An 18,327-nucleotide genomic window follows, 5' to 3' on the forward strand; every position below is an offset into this window, starting at 1 on the left:
TGTTTCGCAACCGGATTTTCCGCACCGAGAAATCCCGCGACGCTAAATCGCGTGATCTTGTTGGCTAGGTTTCCTCCAGGACGGCCGCTCCGAGCCCCTTGCGGGTCTCATTCGCTCGCCCGTCTCCCTGGCGGCTCGACAAACATTACCCTCCGTTCCCGGCAACGCCAAATCGGGGCGGCGCGACCACCGTCACAGCCCGGAGAGACCGGAAAACCTCAGGTCAGCGCACCTATTGCCGCGATCGGGCCGAGGACGGGCAGGCCCGGTGGCAGGAACAAAACCGGACAGAACACAAAAGGCCCGGTCCCCCGAAAGGGACCGGGCCGCGACGAAGAACCTCAGTCGGTGACCTCGACGCCGGCAAACGTCCGCTTGCCGCGCCGCAGGACCAGGAACCTGCCGTGCAGCAGCGCCGATTCCGGCACGATCGCCTCACCGTCAGTGATGCGCTCGTTGTTCAGGTAGGCGCCGCCCTCGCTGATCGTCCGGCGAGCCTCGTTCGCGCTCGCCACGAGACCGGCGTCCTTCAACAGCGTGCCGACGGGCGGCAGCTCGCCCCGTACGGAAAGCAGGTTTGCCTCGGCCAGAGCGGCGCGCAAGGTGTCGGCGGAGAGCTCGTCGAGCGAACCTCGCCCGAAGAGTGCCTGGCTGGCGGCGATCGCCTGGCGGGCCGCCTCCTCGCCGTGCACCAGGGCGGTGAGCTCCTCGGCGAGGGCACGCTGCGCGAGACGGGCCTGCGGGCGCTCGGCGGTGGCCTTCTCCAGCTCCTCCAGCTCCTCGCGGGTCTTGAAGCTGAAGTACCGCATGTACTTGCTGACGTCGCGGTCGTCGCTGTTGATCCAGAACTGGTAGAAGCTGTACGGACTGGTCATGGTGGGGTCGAGCCACACCGCGCCGCCCTCGGTCTTGCCGAACTTGGTGCCGTCGGACTTCAGCACCAGCGGGGTGACGAACGCGTGCACCGGGCCGGCGCCGCGACGCCGGATGAAGTCGACGCCGGCGGTGATGTTGCCCCACTGGTCGGAGCCGCCGAACTGCAGCAGGCACCCGTTGCGCACGTGCAGTTCGTAGAAGTCGTTGGACTGCAGCAGCTGGTAGCTGAACTCGGTGAAGCTGATCCCGCTCTCCAGCCGGTTCCGCACGACGTCGCGGGCCAGCATCTTGTTGACCGGGAAGTGCTTGCCGACGTCGCGCAGGAAGTCGACGACCGACACCGTGCCGGTCCAGTCCAGGTTGTTGACCAGGGTCGCCGCGGTGTCCCCGGTGTAGGTGACGAACGGGGAGAGCTGCTCGCGGATGCGCTGGACCCAGCCCTCGACCACCTCGGGCGGGTTCAGCGTGCGCTCGGCGGACTCGCGCGGGTCGCCGATCTGGCCGGTCGCGCCACCGACGAGCAGCAGCGGCTTGTGCCCGCCCTGCTGCAGGCGCCGGGCGGTGCAGACCTGCATGAGGTGACCGACGTGCAGCGAGGCGGCGGTCGGGTCGAAGCCGACATAGAACGTGATCGAGCCGCCGTCGAGTGCCTTGCGCAGCTCGTCGGGGTCGGTCGAGTCCTGGATCAGTCCGCGCCACATCAAATCGTCTACGAGAGTCACCCACGGATTCTCCCGCACCGCTCGATGCGGATCACACCGGGTTTCGGGGATGCTGAGCGGATGGGTCACCTGGGAAGCGCGAAACCGCCGATCGAGATCAGCAAGAAGAAGGCCGAGGCACGTCTGGAGGAGGCACAGCAGCGGCTCCTGCGGTTGCGGCTGATGCTCGGCGGGCAGCTCGGGGACAAGAAGATCGGGCCGCCGTTGTGCGTGCTCTTCGAGGGCTGGGACGCGTCCGGCAAGGGTGGGGCGATCAAGCGTCTCGTGGCTCCGCTGGATCCTCGTCACGTGCGGGTCTCGCAATTCGCCGCTCCGACGTACGACGAGAAACGCCACCATTTCCTCCAGCGTTTCTGGAAGGTGCTGCCCGGCTCCGGCGGGATGACGGTGCTGGACCGCTCCTGGTACGGGCGGGTGCTGGTGGAACGGGTCGAGGAGTTCGCCACTGCGGATCAGTGGGGGCGGGCGTACGACGAGATCAACGAGTTCGAGCGCATGCTGACCGCGGAGGGGACGATCCTGATCAAGTTCTGGATGCACGTCTCGGACGCCGAGCAGCTGAAACGGTTCGAGGACCGGAAGAACGATCCGTTGCGGGCGTGGAAGCTGACCGACGAGGACTGGCGTAACCGGGAGAAGCGCAAGGCCTATCGGGAGGCCATCGAGGACATGCTTTCCCGCACGGATCAGCCGCGCGCCCGCTGGCACGTCATCCCCGGCGACGACAAGGCGTACGCCAGGCTCGCCGTCGTCGAGCAGGTCTGCCACGTGATCGAGAAGCGGCTCGCCAAGCTCGGGCTATTGGAGTGATTAGACGCTTTTGCCCGATATTCTGACGGCATGAGTAAGTTGCTGTTGAGTCTTGCCGCCGTGGTGGCGGGCGTGACAGGCGCCGCCGGGGCCGCTGTCGCGACCGAGCCCACGCCGCAGGTTACGGCCGCACCACCGGCCGCGGCCGCGCCCGCCGCGCCGCACGCAGAAGCCCCAACGCAGGCAGAAGCCCCCACGCAGGCGAAGGCCCCCATGCAGGCCAACGCTCCGACGCAGGGAGACGCTCCGACGCGGGCGAAGGCCCCGACCCGGGTGAAGGCTCCGGTCAAGGGCAAGAAGGCGGTCGCGGTCGTCGTCGTCCGCACCCGCTCCGGGGAGACCGGCCAGTCGGTGTTCACCCTGGTCGGCTCGTCCACCAGGCAGGAGGCCGACATCCTGCGGCTGGCCTCCACGCCGGCTTTCCAGACGTTGCGCCCGAAGTACGTGGCGGCGAACACGCGCGGCCGGTACACGTACAACCTGGAAGTCGGCTTTCAGGACAACAGCAAGAAGCGGGTGATCGTCGTGGAGGGCGCCAGGGGCACGCCGAAGGTGGCTCTGGACCTGATCGGGATGATGACGAACCTGGACGCACCGGACGTGTCGGTCAACTTCCCGCCGGGCTTCCCGTTCAGCTGAGGGAGTGACGGCCTCCGCCTGCGCGGCGGAGGCCGCCCGTCACCCCACGATCTTGCGCGCCGAGGCCGCGTCCGGCGCCGCCACCGCCAGCTCGGCGAGACGGCGGCATTCGTCGTACGTGTACCGGGCCAGCGAGGCACGGACAGCGGGAATCGCCCGCGGCGACATCGACAGGCTGCCGATGCCGAGCCCGGCGAGCACCGGGGCGAGAGCCGGGTCGGCCGCCGCTTCCCCGCACACGCCGACGGGTTTCCCGCTCTCCCGGCCGGCCTCCCCGCAGATGGCGATGAGCTGCAACAACGCCGGCTGCCACGGGTCGAGCAGGTCGGCGAGGTCGCCGCACATCCGGTCGGCCGCGAAGGTGTACTGACTCAGGTCGTTGGTGCCGATGCTGAGGAAGTCGACGACTCCCAGCAGGTCCCGGGCTCGCAGCGCAGCGGCCGGCACCTCGATCATCACGCCTGCTCTCGGCAGTCCCGCCTCGTGCACCGCCGCCGCGAAACCGGCGGCCTCGGTCAGCGTCGAGACCATCGGCGCCATCACCCAGACGTCGGCGCCGGTGTCCGCGGCCGCCGCCGCGATCGCCGCCAGCTGCGTGGTCAGCACCTCGGGCCGCTGCCGGGCCACGCGCAGGCCCCGGACGCCGAGCGCCGGGTTCGGCTCGCCGTCCTGGTTCAGGAAGGGCAGGGGTTTGTCGGCGCCGGCGTCGAGCGTCCGGATCACGACCCGCCGCCCGGCCATCCCGCGGAAGACTTCGCGGTACGCCGTGACCTGCTCGTCCCTCGCCGGCTCGGCGGTGCGGTCGAGGAAGAGCAGCTCGGTGCGGAACAGCCCGACTCCCTCGGCGTGAGCCTCGTCTGCCGCCGGCACGTTCTTGGCCGATCCCACGTTGGCCAGCAGTTTCACCGCGTGCCCGTCCGAGGTCGCCCCCGGGCCGGTCAGCTCGGACTTCGCGGCGTGCGCCGCCCGCCGGACCGTGAAGTCCCCGATCTCCACGAGCCCGGTGGCGCCGTCCACCTGCACCTTCGTGTGCTCCGGAAGCTCCAGCACGCCCCGGCACGCGACGACCGCGGGCAGTCCGAGCGCCCGCGCCAGGATCGCGGTGTGACTGGTCGGCCCGCCCACCTCGGTCACCAGCGCGAGCACCTGGGACGGGTCGAGGTCGGCGGTGTCCGCGGGCGCGAGGTCGCGAGCAGCCAGGATGTAGGGGTGCCCGGGCTGCGGCACGCCCGGCATCGGCAGGCCGAGCAGCACCGCCACCGCCCGGTCCCGCAGATCGTCCAGGTCCGCGACCCGCTCCGCGAGGTAGCCGCCGGCCTCGGCGAACATCTCCCGGAACGTGCCGAACGCGGCGGCGATCGCGTGCGGCGCGTCGGTGCCATCCTCGATCTGTTCCCGGACGGCGTCGCGCAACTCCTCGTCGTCGGCCATCAGCGCCTCGGCCCGCAGCACCTCGGCGACGGTCGCCTCGGAGGCCCGGTCCGCGCGCCGTCCGAGTTCCGCCACGACCTCGGCGAGCGCGGCGAACGCCCGGTCCACCTCGGCCCCGGCGTCGGTGACCGGGGCCGGCGGGGGCAGGGCCGGGGCCGCCGCGATCCGCAGCAGCGGACCGGCGGCGACACCCGCGGACACCCCGATCCCCGAGAGGTCAGGCATCGTCGGCGTCCAGGTCCTTGGCGAGCAGCGCGGCGAGCCCGTCCAGGGCCTGATCCGCGCCGTCGCCGTCGGCTTCCAGGATGACCTCGGTGCCCTGCTTGGCGCCGAGCGCGAGCACTGACAGCATGCTCCTGGCCGGGACCGGCTTCTTCTCGCCGACCCGGATGGTGACCTTCACCGGGGCTTTCGCCGCCGCCTCGACGAAGATCTTGGCGGGACGGGCGTGCAGCCCGCTGGCGGAACCGACCGCGACCGTACGCGTGGGCATGGACCCTCCTCAGGGCTCGATGGTGACCTTGATGGCCTCGCCGCGCTCGACGATGCCGAACGCGTCGATGGCGCCGTCCAGCGGCAGCCGGTGCGTGATCAGGTCGGCGACCGGCACCGCGCCGGTGGCGACCAGGTCGAGGGCCTGCTTGTTGTGTGCCGGGCTCGACCCGTTCGCGCCGATGATCATCAGCTCGCGGTAGTGCACGAGGTTCGAGTCGCAGGTGATGGTCGGCTTGTCCTTGGGCAGCCCGCCGAAGAAGCTGATCCGGCCCTGCCGCGCGGCCATCTGGATCGCCTGCTCCTGTGCCTTGCCGGAGGCCGCGGCCGTGATGATCACGTCGGCGCCGCGCCCGCCGGTGAGCTCGAGGACCGCCTCGATCGGGTCGACCTCGGCCGCGCAGATCGCGGCGTCCGGCTTGACCAGGTTCGCGGCCATCTCCAAGCGCTGCCGGCTGAGCTCGACCAGGAAGACCCGGGCGGCGCCACGGGCCCGGGCGAGCCGGACGTGCAGGCAGCCGATCGGGCCGGAGCCGATCACCACGACGTCGTCGCCCTCACCGACCCGGGCGAGATTCTGCGCGTTGAGCGCACAGGCGAGCGGCTCGGCCACCGACGCCTCGGCGAACGACACTCCCTCCGGGATCCGGTTCAGGCCATCGACCTTCAGGACCTCCTTGGGTACGACCATGAACTGCGCGAAGCCACCCTCGAAGTGATAGCCCATCGAGACCTGGTTCGGGCAGATCGTCATCCGTCCGCGCCGGCACTCGTCGCATTCGCCGCAGGGGATCGCCGCGATCACCTGCACCCGGTCGCCGGGCGCCCACCCGTCGACGCCGTCGCCGACGGTCACGATCTCGCCGGCGATCTCGTGGCCCATCACCCGTGGCGGGTGGATGTGGTGGTGACCGAACTTGGAGATCTTCACGTCGGTGCCGCAGGTGGAGCAGTTCCGGACCCGGATCTTCACCTCGCCCGGGCCGGCCTCGGGCTCCGGAACGTCCTCGAAGCGGACGTCGCCGGGGGCATGGAATCGCACGACCTTCATGAGTTGCTGTCCTCTTCCTTCAACGCCCCGAGCAGCCGGATCACGGTGTCGGGATCGGTGGCCTCGCGCAGTTCGCGGGCCGCGTCCTCGTCGAGCAGGATCTCGGCGAGGGCGGCGAGCAGCTCGACGTGCCCGTCGCCGTTGGCGGCGATGCCGACGCAGAGCGTCACCGGCTCGCCGTCCCAGTCCACGGTCTCCGGGAAGCGCAGCACCGACAGCGCGTCCCGGTTCACCAGTTGCTTGCCGCCGAGGGTGCCGTGCGGGATCGCGACACCCTCACCGACGTACGTGGAGATCGACTGCTCGCGGGCGAGCATCGTGTCGACGTAGCCGGGCTCGACCGCGCCGATCTCCACGAGCGCCTGTCCGGTGCGGCGGATCGCCTCGGTCTTGTCCGCCGCCTTCTCGGCTAGCCTGATCGCCCGGCGGTCCAGCAGCTCAGACATTGAGGTCGGTGCCCTGCTGGATGGCCTTGACCACCTTGGTGACCGCCGGGTCGCCCAGGAAGATCTGGAACGGCACGATCGGCGTGCCGGGCGCGATCGAGCGGGCCCGCGCGGCCAGCCCGTTGTGGCAGATGACCAGGTCGGCGTCGGCCGGGATGGAGTTCACCGGGGTGTGCTCCACCGAGACGCCGCTCTTGCCGAGCTGTTTGCGCAGGGTGCTGGCGAGCATCACGCTGCTGCCCATGCCGGCGTCGCAGGCGACGACGAGCTTGTGAATGTCCTTGCCGTTGATGGTGGCCATGGCCGGACCTCCGTTCGTGGTGGTTAGGCGGTTTGTTCCTTGGCGGTGGTGGTCGCCTCCGAGGCGGCGGCCGGGTGCTGGGTGCCGGCCGTCTCGGCGGCGAGGATGGCCTCGTCCGACTCGGCCTCGTCGATCTCCTGATCGGACTTCAGCTTGCCGAAGCCGAGCAGCAGCGACGCGACGCCGAAGGTGACCGCGGCGGCGATGACGACGCCGAGGATCATGCCGACGTAGCCGTCCTTCGCGGTGACCGCGAAGTAGGCGAAGATGCTGCCGGGGGCCGGGGTGGCGACCGTGCCGGTGCCGGTGATCATGAAGGTGGCCACGCCGGACATGCCGCCGGCGATCATGGCGAGGATCAGGCGGGGCTTCATCAGCACGTACGGGAAGTAGATCTCGTGGATGCCGCCGAGGAAGTGGATGATCATCGCGGCCGGGGTGCTGGGACGCAGCGACTTCGGGCCGAAGAACAGGTACGCGGCGAGCAGGCCCAGACCGGGGCCGGGGTTCGACTCGATCATGAACAGGATCGACTTGCCGTGCTCCTGCACCTGCTGCACGCCGAGCGGGCCGAACACGCCGTGGTTGATGGCGTTGTTCAGGAAGAGCACCTTTGCCGGCTCGACCAGGATCGACGCGAGCGGCATGAGGCTGTGGTCGAGCAGCCAGTCGACCGCGTTGCCGGCGCCCTTGGTCAGGCCGTCGACGACCGGGCCGATCGCCAGCTTGCCGAGGATCGCGAAGCCCGCGCCGATGATGCCGGCCGAGAAGTTGTCGATCAGCATCTCGAAGCCCGGCTTGACCTTGCCCTCGATCGCGCCGTCGAAGAGCTTCAGCACGTACGCGGTCAGTGGCGCGATGATCATGGCACCGAGGAACATCGGCACGTCCGCGCCGACCACGACGCCGAACGTGGCGATCGCGCCGACGACGGCGCCGCGCTGCCCGTGGACGATCCGGCCACCGGTGTAACCGATGAGGACCGGCAGCAGGTACTTGATCATCGGGTCGACGAGCTGGGCCAGATTCTCGTTCGGGATCCAGCCGACCGGGATGAACAGGGCGGTGATCAAGCCCCACGCGATCAGGGCGCCGATGTTGGGCATCACCATCCCGGCGAGGTAGCCGCCGAGCTTCTGCACCGAAGCCCGGAAACCGCCGCCGGCGACCTCGGGGGTGTACGAAGAGGCCATGAGGATCTCCATTCATATGGACTGGGGTCGTGCCGGTCCCCCGTACTGAAATCGGTTTTTGTTACTGCATTTCGGGTTTGCTGGGGGTAGAGCTGTGCCGCGACCTTGCGGCCGCTGATCCATTGCCGGGGGTACGTCAGTGCGGGCTGATCGGCCGGGACGGGTCGGGGTGCGTGTCGAGGCGGACGGTCGTGCGGTCCAGATCCTGTGGTCGTGGCATCCGGCTGCCGGGCAGGCTCACCGCGGCCGCGCCCCAGGCCAGGCCCTCGATCAGCGCCGTCTCGCCGCGCGCGCCGGCCGCGAGGAACCCGGCGAGCAGGGCGTCACCGGCACCGACCGTGCTGCGCGGCGTGGTGACCGGGGAGATGCCGGCGAGCACGCCGGACTCCTCGACGAGCACCGCGCCGTCCGCGCCGAGACTGGCCAGCACGGTCCCGGCGCCGGCCTTGCGCAGCCGGTCGCAGGCGTCCAGCACGTCGCCGAGCGTGGTGAGCTCCGCGCCGACCGCCTCGGCCAGCTCCTCCCGGTTCGGCTTGACCAGGGCCGCGCCGGCGTCGACCCCGGCCAGCAGCGCCGGGCCGCTCGAGTCGACGGCGAGCCGCGCGCCGGCCGAGACCAGCCGCTCGCACAGCGCCGCAAACGCCCGCACCGACGGGCCGGGCGGCAGGCTGCCGCAGATCACCACCCAGTCCGCCTCCAGCGCGGCGGCCAGCACAGCGTCGCTGACCTGCGCGAACTCGGCGGTGGAGAGCACCGGGCCGGCTTCGTTGATCTTCGTGACCGTGCCGTCCGGCTCGGCCACCGTGATGTTGGAACGTGTCCGTCCGGTGATCGGGACGGCCACCAGGTCGACGCCCTCCCCCTTGAGGAGGTCGACCAGTTGCTCGCCCTCGGCACCGCCGGCCGGCACGACCGCGGTGGAGCGGACGCCGTTGGCCAGCAGCGCGCGGGAGACGTTGACGCCCTTGCCGCCCGGGTCGATGTGCGAGTCCGCGGCCCGCAGGACGGCCCCGCGGAGCAGCTCGTCGACTTCGAGCGCCCGGTCGACACTGGGGTTGAGGGTGACGGTGAGGATCATGCCTTCACCAGCCGGACTCCGGTGGCCTCGACCTCGGCGGCCAGCTCGTGGTCCAGCCCGTTGTCGGTGATCAGCAGGTCCAGCTCGGCGAGGCCGCCGAACCGGGCCAGATAGTCGTTGCCGATCTTCGTGTGGTCGGCGAGCAGCACCACCCGGCGGGCCGCGGCGATCATCGCGCGCTTGACCGCCGCCTCGGCCGGGTCGGGAGTGGTCATGCCGCGCTCGACGGTGCAGCCGTTCGTGCCCATGAACGCGACGTCGACGTACATCTCGGACAGTGGCCGCATCGCCCAGTCGTCCACCGTCGCGAGGGTCTTGCCGCGGACCCGGCCGCCGAGCAGCAGGACCGTCAGGTTCGGCTTGATGCCGAGCATCGCGGCCAGCACCGGGGAGTTGACCACGACGGTGAGCTCCCGGTCGGCGGGCAGCAACTGGGCGAGCCGGGCGGTGGTCGTCCCGGCGTCCAGGATGATCGCGCCGTCCTCCGGGATCTCGGCCAGCGCGGCCTTCGCGATCCGCTCCTTCTCGCTGATCAGCACGGCGTCGCGGGCGGCGAGGGCGGGCTCGAAGCCGAGCCGCTCGACCGGGATCGCTCCACCGTGCACCCGGCGCAGCACGCCGGCCCGTTCCAGCACGGTCAGATCCCGCCGGATCGTCTCGGCCGTGACCGTGAAGCTGTCCGCCAGCGCCACCACGTCGACCCGGCCCTCGGCGCGGGCGCGCCGCACGATCTCCTGCTGCCGTTCCTCCGCGTACATCCATTCACCGCCCTGGCTTTGATTTTGCTTTGTCTTTGTTTACGCCCGCTTCTGTCCGAGCGCAATATGTCAAAGAGATTTCGGTCTCCTTACATGGGAAGTCGTGGGGGACAAATCCGGCGCATATGGCTATCTCCCCCGCACCCGGCGTAAGCCTCGGCGATGCCCGCTTGTGTTGGTTTCCCCAAGAGACGGACGTCGGCCGGCTCCACGGTCGGGAAGCGGCTCCATCGCGTCCCTCGACGCCAGCCGGATACGGGGTGCGCCCCAGCCGCGACTCACGCTTGCCGGCTGGCGCTCACGGTCGTGAAGCGGGCCTCGAAACAACCACCAGTGCCAGCCGGGGCCTCGCGCTGTGCGACGGAGGCCGACCGACGCCCCGGCCGGCGCTCATGGGTTCGGGGTCAGGCGGTGGTGAGGGTGGCGACGGTGGAGCGGACCTGGGAGCGGAGCCAGGCGTGGGCGCCGTCGGCCTCGTAGCGCTGGTGCCAGGCCATGGCGATCTCCTTCGACGGCAGGTCGATCGGGGGATCCAGCGCGACCAGGCCCAGGGCCTCGACCGCACGACTGCCCAGGAGCGCGGGCATGAGACCGACGAGATCGGTCCGGGCCACGACGATCAGCGCGGCGCCGAACGTCGGGACGGCGAGGGCCACCTGACGGGACAGCCCCAGCTCGGCCAGGGCGTCGTCGATCGGGCCGGTCAGCTTGCCCCGGCGGGAGGCGCTGACGTGTGCCGCTGCCGCGTACCGCTCCGGGGTCAGCCGGCCGGAGGTCAGCGGATGGCCGGCCCGGACGACGGCGGCCATGCGATCGGTGAACAGGGGCTCGACGACGATCTCCGGCGGGGCGTCCTGCACCACACCGATGTCCAGGTCGGCCTGGCCGTCACGGAGCTGCGAGCTGCCGTCGGACGCCGGATCCTCGCCGAGGAACCGCAGGCTCACGCCGGGCGCCTCGCCGCGGACGCGGGCCAGCAGCTCCGGGCCGAGCGCGGTCGCCACGTCGTCGGCGAGGACGGTGAAGACCCGCCGCAGCGTGCCGGGATCGGGCGGACCGGGTGGCGTGAAGACCGCGCGGGCGCGTTCGACCAGGGCGTGCACCTCGGTGCGCAGCTCCTGGGCGCGCGGGGTGAGGACCATCTGACGGCCGGCGCGGACCAGGATCGGGTCGCCGATCGCCGTCCGGATCCGGCCCAGGGCGCGGCTGGCCGCCGGCTCGGACAGGTGCAGGCGACGGGCGGCGCCGCCGACGCTGCCCTCCTCCAGCAGGGCGTCGAGCGCGGTCAGGAGGTTCAAGTCCAGATTCATATGCGCCGCACGCAACCTTTCCCTGCAAAGCATGCATTTGACGTTAGGTATGGCCGATCCTAGCGTCGATCGCATGAGACGTGAGAACCCGACACTGGCCCTGATGTGCCTGACGGTGCTGGCCCTCCAGTCGCTGGTCGCGGGCATCAACCTGGCCATTGCGCAGCTCGCCGCGAGCGACCTGCACCCGGACGCGAGCGACCTGGTCTGGATCGTCGACGCGTACGTGCTGGCCTTCGCGGGGCTGCTCATCCCGGCCGGCGCGCTCGGCGACCGGCTCGGCCGCAAAGGCGTGCTGATCGCCGGGCTGGCGCTGTTCGGCGTGGCTAACCTGATCAGCGCCCTCGCCCCGAACGTCGCCGTGCTCCAGGCCGGCCGCGCGCTCGGCGGCGTCGCGGCGGCGCTCGCCCAGCCGGCCACCCTGGCGCTGCTGCTGCAGACGACCCGGCCGGAACGGCGTCCGTACGCGATCGCCCTCTGGACCGCCTGCATGGGCTTCGGCGGGATGGCCGGCAACCTGATCGCCGGTGCGGTGCTGCAGTACTTCGACTGGCCCGCCCTGTTCCTCACCTTCGTCCCGGTGGCCGTGCTGCTGGTGGCCGGCGTGGCGGCGTACGTGCCGCGTGTCCCCCGCCACGACGCGCCGACCGACCCGATCGGCACGGTGCTGCTGACCGGAGGGTTGTTCGCGCTGCTCTACGGCATCATCGAGGGCCCGGGGAAGGGCTGGAGCGACCCCGTGGTGCTGGTGTCCTTCGCCGCCGGGCTGCTCCTGCTCGCGGCGTTCACGCTCTGGTCGCTGCGAGCCCGCAAGCCCCTGCTCGACCCACGGATCTTCAGGATTGCGACGGTACGGGCCGGGGCGCTCGGCGTCGGCGCCACGTTCTTCGCGCTGTTCGGGCTGTTCTACGTCAACGCGCAGTTCCTGCAAGGCGTCAAGGGGTACTCGCCGCTGCTCACCGGCGTGGCGATCGGTCCCCTGGCGATCGGGATGGGAGTGATGTCGCGGCGGGCCGTGCCACTGGTCCAGCGGTACGGGCCGCGGCCGGTCATCGCCACCGGGCTGTCCGTGATCGTCGTCGGGCTGGCGCTGCTCTCCATGGTGGACGCCGGCACGCCGTACCCGGTGTACGCCGTCTGCCTGCTGCTCATGGCGGCCGGGATGGGACTGTGCGCGCCGGCGCTGACCGGTGGGATCCTCGCCGGGCTGCCGGCCGGCAGCGCCGGGCTGGGCTCGGGGCTGAACTCGGCGGCGCGGGAGGTCGGGGCGGCGCTCGGCGTGGCGGTGATCGGCACGGTGCTGAACGCGCACCACGCGCTGCGCTCGGCGGACGACTTCCTGGCCGGTCTCGCCGTCGGGTACCGGGTGCTGGCCGGAGTGCTCGTGGTCGCGACGGTGCTCGTGGTGACGATGTGGCCGGCGCCCGCCCGCGACCCGGAGAAGGTGTCCGCGCCGGCCTGAGCCCGGACGCCGGCCCGCGGGCGGAGGTTCGCGCCCTGCCGCCCGGCCGGCTCACCCCGCGCGTGGGGAGGGTGGTGGCCCGGCGACGCCGGAGGGTCGCCGGGCGGGCCGGCACCGGGAATGGCTCGCGTCCGTGGACCGGGGACGGGTGAGTGTGGTCGGCGGCCGGACCGGCCGTACCGCCGACTGATTCTGATCTTCTATCGGTCCTCGGCCGGGACGTAGAGAGGCAGGCCGAGGGTCTTGCGGATGGCGTTCTGGACCTCGTCGACCGGCGGGCGTCCGTCGACGTCGTGGACGACTTCCTTGCGCCGGAACAGTTCGAGGACCGGGCGCGTCTTCTCGTGGTAGTCGCGCAGCCGCGCCTCGAGCGCCTCGGGCGTGTCGTCGGCGCGGGTGATCAGCTCGTGGCCGCAGATGTCGCAGCAACCCTCGTGTTCCGGGCGGTCGGCGATCAGGTTGTAGTCCATGCCGCAGTTCGGGCAGAGCCGGCGGCTGAGCACGCGGCGGCGGACCTCGTCGTCGGGCAGTTCGAGGTGGATCACGGCGTCGATGTCGTAGCTCTCCATGAAGAACTCGGCCTGCCGGCCGTTGCGCGGGAAGCCGTCGATGATGAAGCCGAAGTTCCAGTCGTGCTGCTCCAGGCGGTCGCGGACGACCGACTCAACGACGTCGTCGCCGATCAGCTCGCCGGACGCCATGACCCGGCGGACCTGGGCGCCCATCTTGGTGTGGTTGCGGACGTTCCAGCGGAAGATGTCGCCGACGCCGATGTGGACGAGGCCGAGGTCCTTGGCGAGCAACTGGGCCTGGGTGCCCTTGCCGCTGCCCTGAACCCCCATGATCACGTACTTGCGCATGTGGCTGGCCTCCTCAGTCAGCCGCGCCGATCCGCAACGGGCCGGGCGCGGGGCCGGTCAGGGTGGTCGGGTCGATGCTCCAGGCCGCGGCGACCCGGAACACGTCCCGCTCGGAGACCAGGATCGTGGACTCCTCCGGGTCGAACTCCCCCGGCAGGCCGGCCTCCCGCTCCGCCGGGCCGGGCTCGCCGAACCAGGAGGTGACCTCCCCGGTCTGCCCGACATACCCGAAAGCGCGAACGAGATCACCTTTCACCGCGCGCTGCCATCGATGCAACTCCGTTACCCGATGTGTGGCGAAGTACTGCACCTCGGTGCCGAGTGTGGCGGAGAGCGTCACCACGTCCGGGCCCGGCGTCATCAGCCACCGGCCCGGGGCCAGCACCCAGGACGTGCCGCGGGCGCCGGGCAGCGGCGGGGTCACCGCCACCCGGTCGTCGTTGAGGTGGGTCACGTCCAGGCCGTCGCGCCAGCGGATCGTGCCGAGGTCGCGCAGGCCGAGAGCGGCGAGCACGGCCTCGGGCCGCGCGTCGGCGACCGCCAGCCACGCCTGCTTGCCGCCGAAACCGGTCATGACGTCCGTATCCATGGCAGCAACGCTATCCGGTTGTCCGATTATGCCCAGCCGTAATCGCGGCGGAGCGTGTCCGCCACCCGGTCGAAGCGACCCCGGTCGAGGATCGCGCCCTCGCGGCGGATGCCGTCCTCCTCGATCTCCAGGACGCGGTCGAGGCGCAGCCAGCTCGGGCGCCCCGTGCGGTCCCAATCGCCGGCGCCGAGAGCGAGCCAGTTGCGCTGACCGTCGCGCTCGCTCTGGCTGGAGAGCATCAGGCCGAGGAGGGTACGGCCGTCGCGGCCGATCACCAGCACCGGGCGGTCCTTGCCCTGGCTCGGGTCGTCCTCGTAGGGCACCCAGAACCAGACGATCTCCCCGGGGTCGGCGCCGCCGTCGAGGTCGGGGGCGTAGGAGATGGTGCGGCCACGGTCCCGGGTGGGGACGTGCCGGGGCGGCCGGGGTTTCGTGGCGGTGGGCCGGGAAGCGGTGGGCTGGGGGGCGGCCGGCCGGGTGGTGCGGGCCGTGGACTTGGGGGCCTCCCCGCCGAACAGCCGGCGAAGGAAGGAGATCAGCGTTTCGAGCACCGCTGCACCTTACGGCCTGCCCAGAACTGTACGGCCATACAGTATGGCGATACAGTCCCCGGCGGCATCGTCAGCCCGGAAGGATGCAGGACATGACGCGTTATGGACCGATGTTCGGGCCGGACCACACGTTCCTCGGCGTGCCCGCGTGCGACTGGCGGGAGCCGTCGTCCTACGCCGACGCCGACGTGGTGATCATCGGCGCGCCGTTCGACGGCGGCACGTCGCACCGCCCCGGCGCCCGGTTCGGCCCGCAGGTCATCCGCGGCACCGACTACCTGGCCCACGACGGCACCCGCCCGCACCTGGCGATGCGCGTCGACGCGCTCGGCGCCGACCTGACCGTCAAGGACGCCGGCGATCTGGAGGTGTTCAGCGGCGAGATCCAGCGCAGCTGCACCGCCATCGAGGAGGGCGTCGGCTTCATCGCCCGGCACGGCGCGATCCCGCTGACCCTGGGCGGCGACCACACCGTGACCTGGCCGGACGTGGCCGGCGTGGCGAGCGCGCACGCCCCGCAGCGGATCTCGGTGATCCACTTCGACGCGCACGCGGACACCGGGGACATCGAGTTCGGCTCGCTCTACGGCCACGGGCAGCCGATGCGGCGGCTGATCGAGTCCGGCGCGGTGCGCGGCGACCGGTTCCTGCAGCTGGGGCTGCGCGGGTACTGGCCCGGCCCGGAGGTTCTGGACTGGATGGCCGACCAGCGGATGAACTCGTTCCACATGAGCGAGATCGTCGAGCGCGGGCTCGACGCGGTGCTGGACCGCGCGTTCGAGATCGCGATGGACGGATGTGACGGCGTCTTCCTGTCGGTCGACATCGACGTCTGCGACCCGGGGCACGCGCCGGGCACGGGCACGCCGGAGCCGGGCGGGTTCACCGCGCGGCAACTGCTCGACAGCGTCTCCCGGATCTGCCACGAGCTGCCGGTCGTCGGCATGGACATCGTCGAGGTGTCGCCGCCGTTCGACCACGCGGAGATCACCGCGATGCTCGGGAACCGGGTGGTGCTCGAGGCGCTGTCCGGGATGGCGCGGCGGCGCAAGGACGGTGACGGGCCGCGGTGGAAGCGCTCGACCCCGCTGCTAGAGGGCCGCGGGACGACCCAGCAACCGGGCTAGCGCGTCTTCCAGCAGGTCGCGGGCGGCGGCCCGGTCGATCGCCGGGTCGCCGAGGACCACCGGCAGGGCGAGCCCGTCGATGAGGGCGAGGATCTGCCGGGCGGTGCGCATCGGGTCGCCGGTGGTGATGTTCCCGGCGAGCAGCTCGCGCCATCGGGTGTAGTCGCGCAGGACGTCAGCCCGCACCTCGGCGTCACGCGACGCCCATCGCCAGCTCTCCACCCAGAGGCGCCACGTGGTGTCGTTGCCCAGGTGCGTGGCAATCGCGAGCAGCCGCTCCCACGGGTCGGTCAGCGTGGCAAGGCGTTCACCGACCAGCGCGAAGTCCCGCTCGGCGGCGTGCCGGAAGACCGCGATGAGCATGTCCTCGCGGGTGCCGAAGTAGTACTGCAAGGTGGAGACGCCGACGCCGGTGGCCGCGCTCACGTCGGTGAACCGGGTCGCGTCGGCGCCGCGCGCCGCGACCACCTCACCGGCCGCCGCGAGCACCTCGACCCGCCTGGCCGCCGACCGCCTCACCACCGGCCATGTCTACCACCCGGACCGGCCGGCCGGGTCGTCAGCCGACGAAGTCCTGGGTCATCCAGGTCACGCCCTTGCTGTCGCGCACGATGCTCAGGCCGATCCGGGTGAAGCCCTTGCTGAGCAGGTTCTTGCGGTGCCCGTCGTTCGGCGGGGTCTCGGCCAGCATCGAGTCGGTCAGCCCGTTGGCCGCCTTGATCATCGCGGCGGCGCTGCTGCCGCTGGAGCCGAAGCCGATGTTCTCGCCGGCGCTGCTCCACCTGACGCCCTGCGCGCTGAACCGCTTGCCGATGTCGCCCTCGCCGGAGCACTGGTGCGACAGCCCGCAGCCGTTGATCATCAGCTTGTTGTGCAGGGCGGACGCCCGGGAGAGGTCGTCGTCGAGCTGGAGCGCGGCCAGCCCCTCGGCCTTGCGGGCGGCGTTGATGTGCGCGAGCACCTCTTCGACGATCTGCTCGTCGGTGGACGGCGGGGACTGCGTGGACACCTTCGTCGTCACCGGCTTCCTCGTCGGGGTCGCGCTCGTCCTGGTCACCGATGGTGACGGCGACCGCGATGGTGACGGCGACAGTGACGGTGCCGGGGCAGCCGACGTCAGCGCGACCGACGGGAGGGGGACGACGCTCGGGGAGGCCGGGGCGGCGAGGGGGATCTCGGCCGGCCGCGGCTCGGCGGAAGCCTGCTGACCCAGGCCCATGACGATCATTCCGGCGCCGAGGGCTACTGCCGCCGATCCCGTCACGACGGTGTATCGAAGACGGCGGGCAGCGGGGAGCGACACGGGACATTCACCTCGGGTGGCCGGACAGGGGGACGACGCCCCATGACTATGCGCGACCGGCCGGGTGACCGCAGTGCCGGAAAGGATTCCTTAAGGAACGGCTCACGGACTCATAAAGGTCGAGTCCGGACAGAGATCAGCGACCGCCGAGATCGAACTCGCCGGCTCGAACCCCGTCGATGAAGGCGGCCCACTCCGCGCGGGTGAAGACCAGGACCGTCCCGTCCGGATCCTTGGTGTCGCGCAGCGCCACGATGCCCGGAAGGTTGCCGGCCACCTCGACGCAGTCGCCCCCGTTGCCGCCGCTCCGGGTGCTCTTGTGCCAGACGGCACCGGTCAGGTCAGCCATCGCTCTCCTTGATGATCGCGCCGATGAGGTCGTCGGAAGCGGACTGGCTCAGCGCTGTCGCATCGAGCGCGGCCCAGATGTTCTCGTAGGACTCGACCTCGGTGAGCTTATCCAGGTAGAGCGCGCCGGTGAGGTTCTCGCAGTAGATGGTGGTCGGCTCCGGCGACGCCGTCCCGACAGCCGGGAACTCCAGGACCGTGAACTGCCCGGAGCTGGACGCCTGGTGCGGGCCGGCCGCGAACGGGACGACCCGGACGCTGATGTCCGGCCAGGTGGAGACGTTGACCAGATGGGCGAGCTGCTTCTGCATGCCCAGCGTGTCCGGCACCGCGCGGCGCAGCACACCCTCGTCGATGATCACTTCCAGTCGTGGCGCCCTGGGCCGGCTGCGAGCCAGCAGGGACTGGCGTTCCAGCCGGACGGCCACCGCGTTCTCCACCGCGGCCGGATCGTCGCCGAGCCAGCGGCCGAAGACGAACTCCGCGTACTCCCTGGTCTGCAACAGGCCCGGGATCACGCTCGGCGCGTACTGCCGGAGACGGGACGCGGCCTGTTCCATGCCGACGTAGAGCTCGAACCAGGCGGGGACGACATCGCCGTACGCATGCCACCAGCCCTTCGCCTTGGACTCCTGCGCCAGGCCGATCAGCACCTCGGTCATGTGACTGGGAGCCCCGTACACCCCGCACATCGCGATCACGTCGTGCTTGCGGACCGGAACCTCACCGTTCTCGATCCGGTACATCCGCGCGCGGGAGAACTCCAACTCCTGTGCCGCCGCCATGAGCGAGACGCCGGCCTGCTCGCGCAACTGCTTGAGCAGCCGCCCGACCTGCCGCCTCGGTACCGTCGACCCCGTCTCGGACATGCCGGCGACCTCCTCCCGTCGCACGCCGCCCCGCCTGACCGCGTGCCCATCGCCTGCGGCGGCCCGCCCGCGTCACGGAGCCGGACCGCCCGCCGCGGCCCCGGGGTGTCT

At 71.1% G+C, this 18,327-nt stretch carries 22 protein-coding genes; 5 read left to right on the forward strand and 17 right to left on the reverse strand.

Going from position 1 to position 18,327, the window contains the following annotated elements:
- Positions 1–341: 341 nt before the first annotated feature.
- Positions 342–1,598, reverse strand: coding sequence for a tyrosine--tRNA ligase (gene tyrS, locus Acy02nite_RS17850; protein WP_203742011.1), 1,257 nt, complete (start codon positions 1,596–1,598; stop codon positions 342–344).
- Positions 1,599–1,658: 60 nt separating this feature from the next.
- Between tyrS and Acy02nite_RS17855 the strand changes: the two genes are divergently transcribed.
- Positions 1,659–2,408, forward strand: a complete 750-nt coding sequence (locus Acy02nite_RS17855; protein ID WP_203742014.1) for a polyphosphate kinase 2 family protein — start codon at positions 1,659–1,661, stop codon at positions 2,406–2,408.
- Positions 2,409–2,438: 30 nt separating this feature from the next.
- Complete coding sequence (locus Acy02nite_RS17860) at positions 2,439–3,047, forward strand: hypothetical protein (RefSeq protein ID WP_203742016.1); 609 nt, start codon at positions 2,439–2,441, stop codon at positions 3,045–3,047.
- Between the two features lie 39 nt (positions 3,048–3,086).
- On the opposite strand, the gene ptsP is transcribed toward Acy02nite_RS17860, so the two are convergent.
- The 9 genes from ptsP to Acy02nite_RS17905 form a co-directional block, all read right to left on the reverse strand.
- Positions 3,087–4,703 carry a phosphoenolpyruvate--protein phosphotransferase gene (gene ptsP / locus Acy02nite_RS17865; RefSeq protein WP_203742018.1) on the reverse strand — a complete coding sequence of 539 codons (1,617 nt, stop codon included), beginning with the start codon at positions 4,701–4,703 and terminating at the stop codon, positions 3,087–3,089.
- Complete coding sequence (locus Acy02nite_RS17870; RefSeq protein WP_203742019.1) at positions 4,696–4,971, reverse strand: HPr family phosphocarrier protein; 276 nt, start codon at positions 4,969–4,971, stop codon at positions 4,696–4,698. The genes ptsP and Acy02nite_RS17870 overlap by 8 nt, the downstream gene beginning before the upstream one ends.
- Before the next feature lie 9 nt (positions 4,972–4,980).
- Complete coding sequence (locus tag Acy02nite_RS17875; protein WP_203742020.1) at positions 4,981–6,021, reverse strand: zinc-dependent dehydrogenase; 1,041 nt, start codon at positions 6,019–6,021, stop codon at positions 4,981–4,983.
- Positions 6,018–6,467 (reverse strand): PTS mannitol transporter subunit IIA, encoded by a 450-nt coding sequence (locus Acy02nite_RS17880; RefSeq protein WP_203742021.1) that lies wholly within the window; start codon positions 6,465–6,467, stop codon positions 6,018–6,020. Before Acy02nite_RS17880 ends, Acy02nite_RS17875 begins: the two co-directional genes overlap by 4 nt.
- Complete coding sequence (locus Acy02nite_RS17885) at positions 6,460–6,768, reverse strand: PTS sugar transporter subunit IIBC family protein (protein WP_203742022.1); 309 nt, start codon at positions 6,766–6,768, stop codon at positions 6,460–6,462. The genes Acy02nite_RS17880 and Acy02nite_RS17885 overlap by 8 nt, the downstream gene beginning before the upstream one ends.
- A 23-nt stretch (positions 6,769–6,791) precedes the next feature.
- Entirely contained in the window at positions 6,792–7,961 is a 1,170-nt protein-coding gene (gene mtlA, locus Acy02nite_RS17890) for a mannitol-specific PTS transporter subunit IIC (protein WP_239174973.1), read from the reverse strand.
- A gap of 136 nt (positions 7,962–8,097) precedes the next feature.
- A complete protein-coding gene (pfkB, locus tag Acy02nite_RS17895) occupies positions 8,098–9,039 on the reverse strand; it encodes a 1-phosphofructokinase (RefSeq protein ID WP_203742023.1) in 942 nt (313 codons plus the stop codon).
- Positions 9,036–9,797: a DeoR/GlpR family DNA-binding transcription regulator gene (locus tag Acy02nite_RS17900; protein ID WP_203742024.1), complete on the reverse strand. Its 762-nt coding sequence runs from the start codon at positions 9,795–9,797 to the stop codon at positions 9,036–9,038. The genes pfkB and Acy02nite_RS17900 overlap by 4 nt, the downstream gene beginning before the upstream one ends.
- A gap of 404 nt (positions 9,798–10,201) precedes the next feature.
- A complete protein-coding gene (locus Acy02nite_RS17905) occupies positions 10,202–11,107 on the reverse strand; it encodes a LysR family transcriptional regulator (RefSeq protein WP_203742026.1) in 906 nt (301 codons plus the stop codon).
- 73 nt (positions 11,108–11,180) lie between these two features.
- Between Acy02nite_RS17905 and Acy02nite_RS17910 the strand changes: the two genes are divergently transcribed.
- Complete coding sequence (locus tag Acy02nite_RS17910; RefSeq protein ID WP_203742028.1) at positions 11,181–12,569, forward strand: MFS transporter; 1,389 nt, start codon at positions 11,181–11,183, stop codon at positions 12,567–12,569.
- A gap of 200 nt (positions 12,570–12,769) precedes the next feature.
- Here Acy02nite_RS17910 and Acy02nite_RS17915 read toward each other — a convergent pair whose 3' ends face one another.
- Genes Acy02nite_RS17915 through Acy02nite_RS17925 form a run of 3 tightly spaced genes read right to left on the reverse strand, consistent with a single transcriptional unit; the run spans position 12,770 to position 14,536 of the window.
- Positions 12,770–13,429: an adenylate kinase family protein gene (locus tag Acy02nite_RS17915; RefSeq protein WP_203742030.1), complete on the reverse strand. Its 660-nt coding sequence runs from the start codon at positions 13,427–13,429 to the stop codon at positions 12,770–12,772.
- Positions 13,430–13,442: 13 nt separating this feature from the next.
- Positions 13,443–14,018 carry a hypothetical protein gene (locus Acy02nite_RS17920; protein ID WP_203742032.1) on the reverse strand — a complete coding sequence of 192 codons (576 nt, stop codon included), beginning with the start codon at positions 14,016–14,018 and terminating at the stop codon, positions 13,443–13,445.
- A gap of 26 nt (positions 14,019–14,044) precedes the next feature.
- Positions 14,045–14,536 (reverse strand): type II toxin-antitoxin system PemK/MazF family toxin, encoded by a 492-nt coding sequence (locus tag Acy02nite_RS17925; protein ID WP_425548173.1) that lies wholly within the window; start codon positions 14,534–14,536, stop codon positions 14,045–14,047.
- 125 nt (positions 14,537–14,661) lie between these two features.
- Between Acy02nite_RS17925 and speB the strand changes: the two genes are divergently transcribed.
- Complete coding sequence (gene speB, locus Acy02nite_RS17930; protein WP_203742037.1) at positions 14,662–15,696, forward strand: agmatinase; 1,035 nt, start codon at positions 14,662–14,664, stop codon at positions 15,694–15,696.
- Here the strand turns inward: speB and Acy02nite_RS17935 are convergent.
- The gene (locus Acy02nite_RS17935; RefSeq protein WP_239174974.1) at positions 15,661–16,218 is read right to left on the reverse strand and encodes a TetR/AcrR family transcriptional regulator; all 558 of its coding nucleotides are present in this window, start codon (positions 16,216–16,218) and stop codon (positions 15,661–15,663) included. The two genes, speB and Acy02nite_RS17935, sit on opposite strands and share 36 nt — an antisense overlap.
- Before the next feature lie 37 nt (positions 16,219–16,255).
- Positions 16,256–16,717: a CAP domain-containing protein gene (locus Acy02nite_RS46540; RefSeq protein WP_239174975.1), complete on the reverse strand. Its 462-nt coding sequence runs from the start codon at positions 16,715–16,717 to the stop codon at positions 16,256–16,258.
- On the opposite strand from Acy02nite_RS46540, the gene Acy02nite_RS46545 reads away from it, so the two are divergent.
- Positions 16,698–16,904 carry a hypothetical protein gene (locus Acy02nite_RS46545; RefSeq protein ID WP_239174976.1) on the forward strand — a complete coding sequence of 69 codons (207 nt, stop codon included), beginning with the start codon at positions 16,698–16,700 and terminating at the stop codon, positions 16,902–16,904. The two genes, Acy02nite_RS46540 and Acy02nite_RS46545, sit on opposite strands and share 20 nt — an antisense overlap.
- A 231-nt stretch (positions 16,905–17,135) precedes the next feature.
- Here Acy02nite_RS46545 and Acy02nite_RS17945 read toward each other — a convergent pair whose 3' ends face one another.
- Together Acy02nite_RS17945 and Acy02nite_RS17950 are read right to left on the reverse strand one after the other, a co-directional pair.
- Positions 17,136–17,348, reverse strand: coding sequence for a DUF397 domain-containing protein (locus Acy02nite_RS17945; protein WP_203742041.1), 213 nt, complete (start codon positions 17,346–17,348; stop codon positions 17,136–17,138).
- Positions 17,341–18,216, reverse strand: coding sequence for a helix-turn-helix domain-containing protein (locus tag Acy02nite_RS17950; protein ID WP_203742043.1), 876 nt, complete (start codon positions 18,214–18,216; stop codon positions 17,341–17,343). Before Acy02nite_RS17950 ends, Acy02nite_RS17945 begins: the two co-directional genes overlap by 8 nt.
- Positions 18,217–18,327: the final 111 nt, after the last annotated feature.

Source organism: Actinoplanes cyaneus (genome assembly GCF_016862095.1).
Lineage (GTDB): Bacteria > Actinomycetota > Actinomycetes > Mycobacteriales > Micromonosporaceae > Actinoplanes > Actinoplanes cyaneus.